This window comes from Neptunomonas sp. (assembly GCF_016744175.1).
GTDB lineage: Bacteria > Pseudomonadota > Gammaproteobacteria > Pseudomonadales > Balneatricaceae > Neptunomonas.
In genome coordinates this window covers 74893-87757 of the sequence record NZ_JADGEV010000003.1, presented here as the reverse complement: position 1 = coordinate 87757, position 12865 = coordinate 74893, and the positions used below count along the sequence as shown (strand labels likewise).

Here is a 12865-nt window from a genome sequence, read left to right as displayed (position 1 = left end):
CCACAAAACAGTTGTCGCACTCTGCAACAAAGTGTAAATCTTAAATTCATGTTATGAGAAATCATAAAGTTCTTTTATTACAAAGACTTAAATAAGCTTTTATTAAGATGGCACAGCCTTTGCTGCTTCTAGACAACATCAAACAACAATAAAAAGGCTTGTTATGACTACATATAACCCCAGCGCAGCAACCCATGACTTTATTAACAGAAACCATAAGCTGTTCATCAATGGCGAATCGGTAGCCTGCGCTTCAGAGCAAACTATTGATGTATACAACCCAGCCATTGCTGAAAAAATCACCACCATACAAGCCGGCGGCCAAGAAGATATTAATAGAGCGGTTGCCGTAGCACGCCAAACCTTTGAAGATTCTGATTGGAGTCGTGCCCTTCCGTCAGATAGAGAACGTTTGTTATGGCGCTTAGCTGACCTTATGGAAGCCAATAGTGATGAGTTATCTGAAATCGAATCGATAGATAATGGTAAAAGTGCTGCGATTGCAAAAGCTGTGGATATTCGTTTAGCGATTGATTTTCTTCGTTATATGGCCGGTTTTGCTACAAAAATAGAAGGAAGCACAGTTGATGTTTCGGTTCCCTTTATGCCGGGCTCACAATTTCATGGATATACCCGTCGTGAAGCGGTCGGTGTTGTAGGTGCAATTGTCGCATGGAATTTCCCGTTGTTATTATCCTGCTGGAAACTAGGCCCTGCTTTAGCGACGGGCTGTACTGTCGTTTTAAAACCTGCGGAGGATACATCTCTTACGGCACTACGTTTAGCTGAGCTAGTAATGGAGGCCGGTTACCCTGCCGGTGTTTTAAATGTTGTGACAGGCTACGGACATGAAGCTGGCGCGGCGTTATCTTCTCACCCTGATGTTGATAAACTGACATTTACTGGGTCTACCCCTATCGGAAAAATGATAGGTAAAGCAGCTATGGACAGCATGACACGCGTTACCCTAGAACTTGGTGGAAAATCTCCCACTATCGTTCTAGAAGATGCGGATCTTAATATGGCTGCACAAGGTGCAGCTAACGCCATTTTCTTTAACCAAGGGCAAGTATGTTGTGCAGGTTCGCGTCTTTATGTACACAAAAAACACTTTGAAAATGTTGTGGCTGACATTTCCGATATCGCCAACAGCATCACACTCGGCCATGGTTTAGATCCTAGTTCACAAATGGGGCCGCTTGTTTCAGCTAAGCAATATGACCGAGTAAATGGTTACATTGAACAAGGACGCCAAGATGGCGCAACCATTACTGCCGGCGGAGGTGTAGCCGATCGCCCCGGGTATTTTGTAAAACCAACAGTTATGGTCGACCTTGAACAAAACTCAAAACTGGTGCAAGAAGAGATATTCGGCCCGGTCTTAGTTGCTAGGCCATTTGATGATATAGAGGAAGTCATCAAGGCAGCCAATGACTCAGACTATGGATTAGGCGCGAGTATCTGGTCAAATAACTTATCTCAAGTACACCGCATGATTCCACGGATCAAATCCGGTAGTGTGTGGGTGAACTGCCATACGGCACTTGATTCAGCACTTCCTTTTGGAGGCTATAAACAGTCAGGCTTAGGAAGGGAGATGGGATCAGCAGTCATTGAGCATTACACTGAACTTAAATCGGTGCTTATTCACCTTTAATTCACTCAAGTATTACTTAAGGTTTTACTTAGATAAAGAGCTTCAAGCACGGCAGGGATCACGCTATGTGGCCTCCCTGCCATGCAGGCTATTATCTACTGGAAGTAGGTTTCACGTATCGCTCCTAAGGAAACCTCTCTCAGCATAGATACAAATAAAAACTCAACCTCCGTCAAAGGGATATTCTCCGGCGTCACCAAATACACATCGTTTATAGGCAATTGCTCATAAGGCGGTAACTGATATAGCATTTTTTGTTCAACAAAAGGCTTTGCGCCTTCCACAGTTAATGCACCAAACCCAACACCAGCAAGAATTAATCGCCGCACTTCTTCTTCATTTGATGACACTGCGACTAGCTTTCCCCAGCACTCGTTTTCGGCGCGTAACTTTGACACATCATTTAAGCCCTCCCCTGGCTGATCACTTTCAAATGACACATAAGACAACCCACTCAGGTCATCTAAACTGAGTTTCTTTTTGCCAAACAGCGGATGAGTGCCTCCGCAGTAAAAAGCCATTTGCTCATATCCCAACAAATCAAAACGAAGCCCCGTATGCGCTATCTTTTTATTGCTTAAGCCAATATGCAACTCACCTTCTGCTACAGCACTAACAATGTCAGCACTGGGCTGGGCATTAATACTTAAAAGCACTTTTGGGTATTGCGCATGGTATTGTGCTAGTGTTTGATCAAAAGCAGGGCAATGAATATGGCTTGCTATCTGTATGTTTACTTCCCCCTGCACCGAGCCCTCTTCCTCTGCAAACTGCTCTGCCATATGAGAAATAATACTGCTCGCTGATGAGGCGTATTCATACATACGCAGTCCTTGGTACGTCAAGGAAAAGACACCTTTCTTTCGCACAATAAGCCTCATGCCAAGATGCTCTTCTAGCCTCTTCAAAGCATTACTAACACTCGGTTGGCTCAGTGATAATTTGCGTGCAGCACCTGTAATACTGCTCTCTTCAACGATAACAAGAAAGGTATACAGGAGATTCCAGTCCAGATTACGTAGTAAGCGCTCTCGTGGTGACAACATTTTTTCATACCTCAAATAAGCACAACCAACACATAGCAACAGCCTATGAATAGCATAAAAATAATACATTTTACAAATATGAGAACATTCCAGACACTGTCCTTGTTGCACCTGAATTGTCTTAGCAAAAAAATTGACTTTTCAGGGCTGCCATCTATGAGCGGAGCCAGACTCCAAGGGAAAATAAAATGAATAAAAACCTATGTTCGTTGGCACTATCTATCATTTTCACAGCGACGCCTTTTTCAGCCTTACACGCAGAAGAAGCAACCACACTTCGTATAGGGACTGAAGGAGCCTACCCTCCATTTAACTATTTCACTTCAGACGGTGAATTAGCGGGTTTTGATATCGAGATTGGTAAAGCGCTTTGTGACAAGATCAAAGCAAAGTGCAGTTTCGTTGCACAGGATTGGGATGGCATTATCCCCGCATTACTGGCCGGTAAATACGACGTCATTATTGCCTCAATGTTTATTACTGATAAGCGCAAACAAAAGGTTGATTTCACCCAGCCATATCAAAAATCAGCAATGACTTTTGTGACAGAGAAATCATCAAAAATTACTGATTTTTCCCCTAAAGCACTCGCAGGTAAGTCAATAGGGGCACAGGGCTCAACAACGCAAGGAGAGTTCCTTTCTGCAGCCTACCCAGATTCTGACATCCGCTTATACCCCACCCAGGATGCCGTTAATCTAGATTTAATTTCAGGGCGTATTGATGCACAGGTAGGTGACATGATTCCAATGCTCGACTGGACTCAAAAATCTGAAGATGGCAGCTGCTGTAAAATAGTAGGCACACCGATTACTGATCCAAAATATGTGGGTGATGGCGTTGGTATAGCATTGCGCCAGGAAGATGATGCTTTACGCCAAAAACTAAACGAAGCTCTGGACGAAATCGTTGCTGACGGAACCTACAAAGCCATTAACGATAAGTTTTTCTCAGTGAACATTCTCACACTGAAATAAAACACAAAACTCATAATGTCTTAACTCCGAGGATGCCTTATGGAGTGGTTTGAGTACCTTAGTTTCGGTAAAAACGGTTGGGGAGACGAACTAGCTAGTGGATTGGGTATTACCCTGTCGCTAGCCCTCATCACCTTACCTATCGGGTTGTTTTTAGGCTTTAGTGTCGCCGCCGCTTCAGTGGCAAAAAAAACCTACCCACGCTTAATCGCATTTACTTTCACAACAATGATTCGGGGGCTTCCTGAGCTACTAACCTTATTTATTATCTACCATGGTGTAGGGCTGCTACTTAATAAAATAATAAAGTGGCTAAACCCCGATGCTGGTTTCTTTGAATTAAGCCCTTTTGTAGCAGGAATTATTGCGCTTGGGTTGGTATTTGGGGGCTACTCTGGCGAAGTATTACGTGGTGCATGGCAAGCACTAGACAAAGGGCAACGAGAAGCAGCCCTTGCCACCGGCATGAGTCAATTACAAATATTTCGCCTTATTGAGCTTCCACAAATGCTGCGTTTAGCGTTACCCGGATTAGGCAATCTATGGATCAACTTGCTTAAAGACACTGCCTTAGTCTCTGTAATTGCATTAAACGACCTCATGCGAATGGCCAATATTGCAGTGGGTTCCACCAAAAAGCCTTTCCTCTTTTTCCTCACCGTTTGTTTAACCTACTGGGCCATTTGCATCTTTTTTGAATGGTGCATAGCTCGACTGGAAAAGAGAGCAAATCGAGGAATACGAACCTCATGATTAAACGAGGATCATCCACCCATGTTTGAAGTACTCATCGACTATTGGCCAAAGTTACTTGATGGAATGTCCATGACCTTAAAACTGACCTTTATATCAGTTGTTATTGCAGGTTTGCTGTCACTCCCATTAGCTATTTTGCGTCGAAGTAAAAACAAAGCATTCCAATGGCCAATAAGGCTGTTTGTTTCTTTCTTTCGCGGAACTCCCTTATTAGCACAACTGTTTTTGATTTATTACGGTTCGGGCCAGTTTCGTGAAGAGTTAACCGACCTAGGGGTTTGGTGGTTTTTTAGAGACCCATTTTATTGCGCACTTTTCACTTTTGCTTTGAACTCAACAGCTTACCAGCTAGAAATATTACGAGGTGGATTACAAGCAGTTCCCTACGGCGAAATCGAAGCAGGTGTTGCTCTGGGTATGAAGCGTACGCTGCTCTATCGAACAATAATCCTTCCGCATACCTATAGAATTGCGTTACCAGCACTCGGTAACGAGATCATTCTCATGCTTAAAGGGAGTGCTATTGCCAGTGTTATAACGCTGATGGATGTTATGGGGCATACCCGCCGTGTTTTCTCGCAAACATTCGACATATCAGTTTATTTCTGGGCAGCAATCATTTACTTAATGATTACCACCTTGTTTGTTTTCGCATGGCGGTTATTAGAAAAACGACTAACCCGCCACATGTATTATCCCGTTAATAACAAGCACCTGCCAGCACCCAAAGCCCTCAATCCCCCCAAGGAAACATGCCATGTCAACTAGCTTACAGTCCGAGCCCGCACTGCACGTAGAAGAACTACATAAATCCTTTGGCGATATAAAAGTGCTTAAAGGCGTGTCCCTCACTGCTAAAAAACATGATGTCATCAGTATTATTGGATCAAGTGGTTCTGGCAAAAGTACCTTTTTACGCTGTATGAATTTATTAGAGTTTCCTAATGCTGGAAGAATCAGAGTACATGGTGAACAGCTAGAGCTTTCTCAAGGCGTAGAGCAGGGAAACAGCAAAAATCTTCAAAGCCAAATTGAACGTATTCGTTCACGTTTAGGTATGGTTTTTCAGTCGTTCAACCTATGGTCTCACATGAGTGTTTTGGAAAATGTCATGCTCGGCCCATGCACTGTACTCAAACGCAACCGTGACTCGGTAGAAATACAAGCCAAAGCACTACTAAGCCGTGTTGGCATGCTAGAAAAATCTCACATGTATCCGGACCACCTTTCTGGTGGCCAAAAACAGAGGGTTGCTATTGCTAGAGCCTTAGCTATGGAGCCTGACGTCATGCTTTTTGATGAACCGACTTCAGCACTAGACCCAGAACTTGTAAACGAGGTGCTACTGGTTATTCGCGAACTTGCCGAAGAAGGACGCACTATGATTATGGTGACTCATGAAATGCGCTTTGCTCGTGACGTTTCATCTCACGTAATTTTTCTGCACCAAGGAAAAATAGAAGAACAAGGCCCTCCTGAGCAATTATTTAACGCCCCAAAATCCGAGCATCTACAACGTTTTTTATCAACACAGTACTAATTTATGCAGCCATTTCACTTCTACGAATACGAGAACATATTATGAACCAGGCCGTTGCTTTGCATCCATGGGAAAGACAGCATCATCTTAATAGTGAAGATAATGTGTTAATGATTGATGGTGTTAATGTAAATCATTTGATTAAAAGATACGGCTCTCCTTTATTTGTCTACTCAGAAAATAAGTTACGAGGGAATGCCTTAGATATTTTAAGTAGTTTTCGTCAAGTACACGAAAAAACACGTGTTTGTTTCGCCAGTAAAGCTTGCGCCAATCTTTCTGTTTTAAAAGTATTTAAAGAGGCAGGCTTATCTATCGAAGTAAACTCTGGGGGTGAATTTTTCAAAGCATCTGCCGCAGGTTATTTACCGAAAGACATGGTATTTAATGGCGTCGCTAAACAGCATAACGAACTACGTGAAGTAATAAATGCAGGGATTAAAGCAATAAATGTTGATTCTCTATCAGAACTGCAACGTATTCTAAATACGGCCTTATCACTTAACAAACGAGCCAATGTTGCACTACGTATCATTCCAGAAATAAAGGGTGGGGCAACAGCAGGCTGGGAAACAGGAACATCCGCTTCTAAATTCGGTATGACTCGCGATGAACAATTGCATGCTATCCAGCTTATCAATCGTCATCCCGAATCATTAAAGATGTGTGGCATACATGCTCATATTGGAACACAAGTAAATGAGATCAGCGCATTTCAAGCAGAAGCGGATTTTCTGATTGCATACGCTCACGAGATACGCTTATTACTGCCCTACCCTTTAGAGCATATTAACTTAGGCGGAGGTTACCCTAAAAACTATACTAGTCACCAAGACAACCTGAACACCGTTTCAGAGCATTACAAACAGAACTACCGCACACAAATTGATTTTAGCGTTTTATCCGAAATTTTAATCAAACCCATTACAGAAGCTCTGGGCTGTGAAATCGAAATTATTGTTGAGCCTGGCCGCAGTATGGTAAGCGATACCGCCATCATGCTGACACGTATCGAAGCAGAAAAAACCCGAAACCAGCACCCCGTATATTATTTAGATGCGGGTTATAGCGTGTTGTTTGATATTTACAATGGCTGGTATTTTCACATGATAAATGCATCACGCACTAATGATACAGACACCAAACTATGTCGTATGGTGGGACCTTTATGTGATAGCAGCGATACCTACTATGATATTGAAGGCGAAGGATCAGTAAAGTCTCTCCTGCAAACCGAACCTTCCTTAGAAGCTCACCAGGAAGTACTAAAAAAAATATTAGTACGCCAACCAAATATGCGTGAGCTACCCGCCGACACTCAAGTGGGTGATGTTATTGCATTATTAGACACTGGCGCTTATGCCTTAGAAATGATGAACGAGTATTGTGGTCGCCAATCCGCTGCCGCCGTTATGCTAAATGAAAACCAAGAAAGTCGGCTCATTCGCAGGCGCGCACAATATGAAGACTTATTGACGTACGACGTCTCATAAAACAGTTCTAAAAACTATAAGCCCACAGATCAAATTACCTGTGGGCCTATAATAAAGAGCTTTCTACGCGCCTTAGCGATCCAGTAACTCAATCCAATGTTGCACAGGCACTGAGGCTTTTGACTCTAGATGCAGCTGGCAACCAACATTTGAGGTCACGATGCGATCTGGCTGCTCTCCCGTTAAGGCTGCTAACTTATTACTTAATAGTTTTTGGCTCATTTCAGGCTGTAAGATTGAATAAGTTCCGGCTGAACCACAGCAAAGGTGTTTATCTTTTGTGCGAACCAGTTCAATACCCACTTTTCCAAGAATACTTTCAACTGCATCGCCTTGCTGCATCGCGTGCTGTAGCGTGCACGGGCAATGTACTGCTACTTTACCGGAAGAGTTACTTCCCGCAGTATTGATAACAGAGAGCAGGGTTAAATCTTCTGCTTGCAGTATCTCACTAACATCTTTGGTCAACTCGCTAATTTTTAATGCTTTTTCAGCATAATTAGCATCATGCCTTAATGCATAACCATAATCTTGTAGCATTGCACCGCAGCCAGATGCCGTCATCACGATAGCTTCAACGCCGGCCTCTACTGCTGGCCACCAAGCATCGATATTACGCCGCATAAAGTCTAAACCTTCATCATGTGCACCAAGATGATAGCTAACCGCACCACAGCAACCAGCTTTAGGCTCCTCCACCAGCGTAATTCCTAATTTATCGAGTACACGTGCGGTAGATACATTGGTATTTGGAGTTGTACTGGGTTGTGCGCATCCAGCTAATGCCAGCATAACTCGGGCGTGGCGCTTCGCAGGCCAAGGGCTACTAACCTCTCGCTTAGGTGGTATTTTGGTTTTAACGACTTCGGGCATGATCGGTCTAAGAGACTGCCCTACTTTTAGTAATGGGCCAAATCGCTGTGAATAAGGTAATACCTGTCGAAGCGCCCAACGCATGAGCTTTTGATTAAACGGGCGCTCAAGTTTTTTCTCGACTTCAGCACGACCAAAATCTATTAAGCGGCCATATTGCACACCTGAAGGACAGGTAGTTTCACAACTACGGCACGTTAAGCAGCGGTCTAAATGCGTACGCGTTTTCTCAGTAACCTCACCACCCTCAAGCAGTTGCTTGATAAGATAAATACGCCCACGCGGGCCATCTCGCTCATCATTGAGTTCTTGGTAAGTCGGGCAAGTCGCGTTACAAAATCCGCAGTGCACACAACTTCTAAGAATCTTTTCAGCATCTTGTCCCTGCGGTGAATCTTGATAATGTGGAATTAAGTCCGTTTTCATAAAAGCCTGCTCTACATCCAGTTATACAAACGTCCGGGATTAAAAATACCATCAGGGTCAAACGATGCTTTAATCCGCTTCTGGATTATCTGAAGTACTGCTGGTGTTGTATGCATCACTTCAGAACGACGGTCCCCGCCAGCATAAAGGCAGACCTGGCCTCCAGCACTTGCCGCCAGTGACTCCATATGCAATTTATCTTGCTCGCCACGCAGCCAGCGCTGTGATCCACCCCAGTCAATGATGCAGTGTTCATCAAGCGATGGAATACTGGCTGCTGAATTAACCGAAAAACGCCATAACGGCATATCAACATTTCCGATAGACGAGCCCTGCCTTACAGAAGAGGATATTTCAAAAAAGGAAAGCTCTTGCTGACCTAGTTGCCGCCAAAATTCATCTGCATGCCTATGCTCCAACTCAATGCCTTTCCATTCTTTTACAGTAGCCTCTACCGCTGAAAACGCGCCGGATAAGCGTACATATAAACGCCCCTGCAACCAGCATGCAGCGCTCAAGGGCTTAGGGCGTGCCGCAAGTTGATTCATGAAATTGATAGCGTCCTGAGCCCCCATATCCCAAACAATAGTGCACCTTGCCGCTGGTTTTGGTAGTACTTTTAAACTAATTTCTGTAATAACACCTAACGAACCCATCGCGCCTGCTTGTAAGCGTGAGACATCATAACCGGCGACGTTTTTCATCACTTGGCCACCAAATCTCAAATGCTCTCCAAGCCCATTAATTAACCGAACCCCCAATACATGATCACGTACTGAGCCTGTCCAAGGTCGGCCGGGGCCTGATTGATTGCAAGCGAGAGTACCACCAATAGTGGCAACACCTGAAAAGCGCGGCGGCTCAAACGCTAGCATTTGGTTGTTCTGCGCTAACGCTGCTTCAATCTCGGTTAACTGAGTTCCTGCTCTGGCAGTCAGAACTAGTTCGACAGGCTGGTAATTTACGATCCCACTATGCCCAGAAACATCCAGCCGCTCACCCACAGCCTCGCGTCCCATAAAGGACTTACTTGCGCCACCCACAATATTTAACACCTGCTTATCATTACGCGCAGCAAGCACTTGCTGTTGTATGTCTGCTGAAAGATCAGCCATGAGCAACGCCCTCCTTATTTCTAGCCTTAGGCTCTATTGAACGGTACTCTTGGCAGCGGCGTAACGTCGGTACTCCTTTACCTGGGTTCAATGTTCCCACAGGGTCAAAAGCATCTTTAATCGCATTAAACTGTAATAACTCTAATTCGGTAAATTGCACCGACATCTGGCGAATTTTTTCTATTCCTACGCCATGTTCACCGGTAATACAGCCCCCAACGGCAACACATAGTTCGAGTATCTTGCCACCAAATTCTTCAGTTTTATCAAACTCACCAGGGACGTTTGCATCGAACAATATTAAGGGGTGCAAATTACCATCACCCGCATGAAAAACATTCGCCACACGTAACTGATAGTAGTCTGACAAACGCTGCATTTCAGTTAATACATGCGCCAGTTGGCCACGAGGAATAGTACCATCCATACAGTAATAATCAGGTGAAATACGACCGACTGCAGGGAAAGCTGATTTACGTCCTTTCCACAGCAACGCACGCTCGGCTTCTGTTTGCGATGTCCTAACCGACGTAGCACCAAAGGAGTGGAATAGCTTTTCAACTTGCTCTATATGCTCTTGTACTTCTTCAGCTGTGCCATCCACTTCACACAACAACAAGGCTTTAGCGTCTTTGGGATAACCAGCCTTAGCAAAGTCTTCCGCTGCCGAGATGGCATAAGAGTCCATCATCTCCAGCCCCGCGGGGATAATACCACTGGCAATAATGCCCCCGACTGAATCTCCTGCTTGTTGAACATTATCAAATCCAGCCATCACCACGCGGGCTTTTTCAGGTATGGGCAGCAATTTAACCTGAATCTCGGTAACCACGCCCAGTAAACCTTCGGAACCATTGATCAGCGCTAGTAGATCTAACCCACAACTATCCAACCCATCGTTGCCTAACGTAACCCTCTCACCTTCAACGGTAAGCATTTCCACGCTCAAAACATTGTGTACCGTAAGGCCGTATTTGAGACAATGCACACCACCTGAGTTTTCAGCAACGTTACCACCAATCGTACAGGCTATTTGGGAGGAAGGATCAGGCCCGTAATACAAGCCAAATTCAGCTGCCGCCTCACTAATGGCCAAGTTACGCACACCAGGCTGCAATCTTGCCGTACGAGTTTGCGGATTTACCTCTAGAATATTCTTAAACTTGGCTAACGAGAGAACAACGCCCTCAGCATTTGGCATTGCTCCAGCACACAGGCCGGTGCCCGCACCACGCGCAACTAAAGGAATACCAAACCGATGGCAAACACGTAGCACTTCTTGTACCTGCTCTACTGTTTCTGGCAATACAACAATTAATGGCATCTCGCAATACATCGACAAACCATCACACTCATAAGGTTTGAGAGTTTCCTCATCTGCAATTACATTCTGTGGTGCAATAAATTCACAAAACAGCTGACACAATTCATCTTTACTTAGCTTGTTTGTCGTACTCATCAAACGGCTCCGGCATAGCACTACATATACACAATAAGAGACTGGCTTATACTGAATCTTATAACGTGACAGACACCGATGGCACATTATTTTTAGGTAACAGCACTTTTACCTTGTGTGTTAATAGTAAAATTGAAAGCAAACCACGCTGCTAGGTAAAGGGACCACTATCTGTGCTAGGCTTTAGCACTATAATAGATAAAGAAATTGATACAGGCTTGCTGAGTTGAACAAAATAACCCGTGTTGGTGTAAAGAAAGGCTTAATGATTGGCTGCGGTTGGTTTTTTATTGCGCTAGGGACCATCGGCGTTGTCTTGCCTATATTGCCTACCACGCCCTTCCTTATTCTCGCCCTCGGTTGTTTTGCCAAAAGCTCACCACGCTTTCATCAGATGCTATTGAATAACCGCTGGTTTGGCCCTGCGCTGAAAGAATGGGAATCAACTCATCGCATGTCGCGTCAAACAAAAAAACGCTCCACTGTTATGATTATTATTACTTTCTCAATATCAATACTAATATTGTCTGACCGCCCTTATTTACAACTCATGTTGGTGAGCTGCGCCACCATTTTATTATTCTTTCTATGGCGCATTAAAGAAACACCACCCGCCAAAAATCAATAAAGAAGCTTTGTAATTATTGAATAATAAAGCACCTTTAACTTGTTACTAGTAACAAGAGATCTGTTATTTAAAAGGCAAGCACGACGTCTTCTTTTATCTGCTTTATTCGTCCTTCCTGTGTCATTTCCTGTAAAACCTTTGCCACTTTAGGTACAAAATCAATATGTTTTTTGTGCAAGTAATGATAGACGCTAACTTCATTAATTGGAGGCTCTAAAATTTTAACCCCTTTCAAATTTAATTCTTTGGACTTACTTAACAGGGACGCACGAGCACCCAGAACGATATCCATTCTGCCATAGAACATCATATTAAGAAGAGCCTTGTAGTCATCAGCAACCACTGTGTTCATTTCCCTTGTCAGTTTTTCTGACCAAATAACACCACTCACTCTGCCTACTTTGTACTGCGTCAGGTGTTCCGCCTTCCAGCGCAATAGCTCAGTATTTTTTGTAGCAGCTACACTTTCCATGGTGTAGACAGGGACAGGAACCCTTATTAGGTTCTTAAATTCTTTATCTATATGAATGATGCGGGCCAGCTCTCCGTCTGTTTCTCCACTGTTTGAAGTCGCCATCGACCTTCTCCCCGGAAATTTACTGACGTCAACATCTATACCGAGCCTTTGATAAGCTTCTTTGATGACTATTTCAGCAGTATCCATCACCTGAGAGTCTATCATCGCTGAAAAGACAAAACGTTCCTGAGCTTGTAGAGGCAATGCTATTAATACAAGTAATCCAATTAGAAGAGAAAAACATTTTTTTTTGACATTTGAAAACAACTTCATCTGATCACCCGAAAGCCAGCAAACATTGAATAGTAATCACCATAAAATGATCACAGAAAAATGCTGTACCCATAAGAAAACATCATATGAATTAAGATTAGCAGA

General features: G+C 43.8%; 12 protein-coding genes. 7 read left to right on the top strand and 5 right to left on the bottom strand.

The window, feature by feature from the left end:
- The first annotated feature begins 163 nt into the window (after positions 1-163).
- A complete protein-coding gene (locus QZZ55_RS02195; protein WP_293264847.1) occupies positions 164-1657 on the top strand; it encodes an aldehyde dehydrogenase family protein in 1494 nt (497 codons plus the stop codon).
- A 95-nt stretch (positions 1658-1752) separates the two neighbouring features.
- Here QZZ55_RS02195 and QZZ55_RS02190 read toward each other — a convergent pair whose 3' ends face one another.
- Positions 1753-2703 (bottom strand): LysR family transcriptional regulator, encoded by a 951-nt coding sequence (locus QZZ55_RS02190; RefSeq protein ID WP_293264845.1) that lies wholly within the window; start codon positions 2701-2703, stop codon positions 1753-1755.
- A 188-nt stretch (positions 2704-2891) separates the two neighbouring features.
- Here QZZ55_RS02190 and QZZ55_RS02185 point away from each other — a divergent pair, with 188 nt between their 5' ends.
- From QZZ55_RS02185 to lysA, 5 genes are read left to right on the top strand one after another with little or no spacing between them, the layout of a single operon-like run.
- Positions 2892-3680 (top strand): ABC transporter substrate-binding protein, encoded by a 789-nt coding sequence (locus QZZ55_RS02185; protein WP_293264843.1) that lies wholly within the window; start codon positions 2892-2894, stop codon positions 3678-3680.
- A 39-nt stretch (positions 3681-3719) separates the two neighbouring features.
- On the top strand, positions 3720-4433 hold the full coding sequence (locus tag QZZ55_RS02180) for an ABC transporter permease subunit (protein WP_293264841.1): 714 nt from the start codon (positions 3720-3722) through the stop codon (positions 4431-4433).
- A 21-nt stretch (positions 4434-4454) separates the two neighbouring features.
- Positions 4455-5204: an ABC transporter permease gene (locus QZZ55_RS02175; RefSeq protein WP_293264839.1), complete on the top strand. Its 750-nt coding sequence runs from the start codon at positions 4455-4457 to the stop codon at positions 5202-5204.
- Positions 5194-5976, top strand: coding sequence for an ATP-binding cassette domain-containing protein (locus QZZ55_RS02170; RefSeq protein ID WP_293264837.1), 783 nt, complete (start codon positions 5194-5196; stop codon positions 5974-5976). Before QZZ55_RS02175 ends, QZZ55_RS02170 begins: the two co-directional genes overlap by 11 nt.
- 41 nt (positions 5977-6017) lie before the next feature.
- The gene (lysA, locus tag QZZ55_RS02165) at positions 6018-7469 is read left to right on the top strand and encodes a diaminopimelate decarboxylase (RefSeq protein ID WP_293264835.1); all 1452 of its coding nucleotides are present in this window, start codon (positions 6018-6020) and stop codon (positions 7467-7469) included.
- Between the two features lie 72 nt (positions 7470-7541).
- Here lysA and glcF read toward each other — a convergent pair whose 3' ends face one another.
- Genes glcF through QZZ55_RS02150 form a run of 3 tightly spaced genes read right to left on the bottom strand, consistent with a single transcriptional unit; the run spans position 7542 to position 11342 of the window.
- On the bottom strand, positions 7542-8768 hold the full coding sequence (gene glcF, locus QZZ55_RS02160; protein WP_293264833.1) for a glycolate oxidase subunit GlcF: 1227 nt from the start codon (positions 8766-8768) through the stop codon (positions 7542-7544).
- Between the two features lie 11 nt (positions 8769-8779).
- Positions 8780-9883, bottom strand: a complete 1104-nt coding sequence (gene glcE / locus QZZ55_RS02155; protein WP_293264831.1) for a glycolate oxidase subunit GlcE — start codon at positions 9881-9883, stop codon at positions 8780-8782.
- Positions 9876-11342, bottom strand: coding sequence for an FAD-linked oxidase C-terminal domain-containing protein (locus QZZ55_RS02150; protein ID WP_293264829.1), 1467 nt, complete (start codon positions 11340-11342; stop codon positions 9876-9878). Before QZZ55_RS02150 ends, glcE begins: the two co-directional genes overlap by 8 nt.
- Before the next feature lie 226 nt (positions 11343-11568).
- Between QZZ55_RS02150 and QZZ55_RS02145 the strand changes: the two genes are divergently transcribed.
- Positions 11569-11970: a YbaN family protein gene (locus tag QZZ55_RS02145; protein ID WP_293264827.1), complete on the top strand. Its 402-nt coding sequence runs from the start codon at positions 11569-11571 to the stop codon at positions 11968-11970.
- Between the two features lie 67 nt (positions 11971-12037).
- Here QZZ55_RS02145 and QZZ55_RS02140 read toward each other — a convergent pair whose 3' ends face one another.
- The gene (locus QZZ55_RS02140; RefSeq protein ID WP_293264825.1) at positions 12038-12760 is read right to left on the bottom strand and encodes a transporter substrate-binding domain-containing protein; all 723 of its coding nucleotides are present in this window, start codon (positions 12758-12760) and stop codon (positions 12038-12040) included.
- Positions 12761-12865 lie beyond the last annotated feature (105 nt).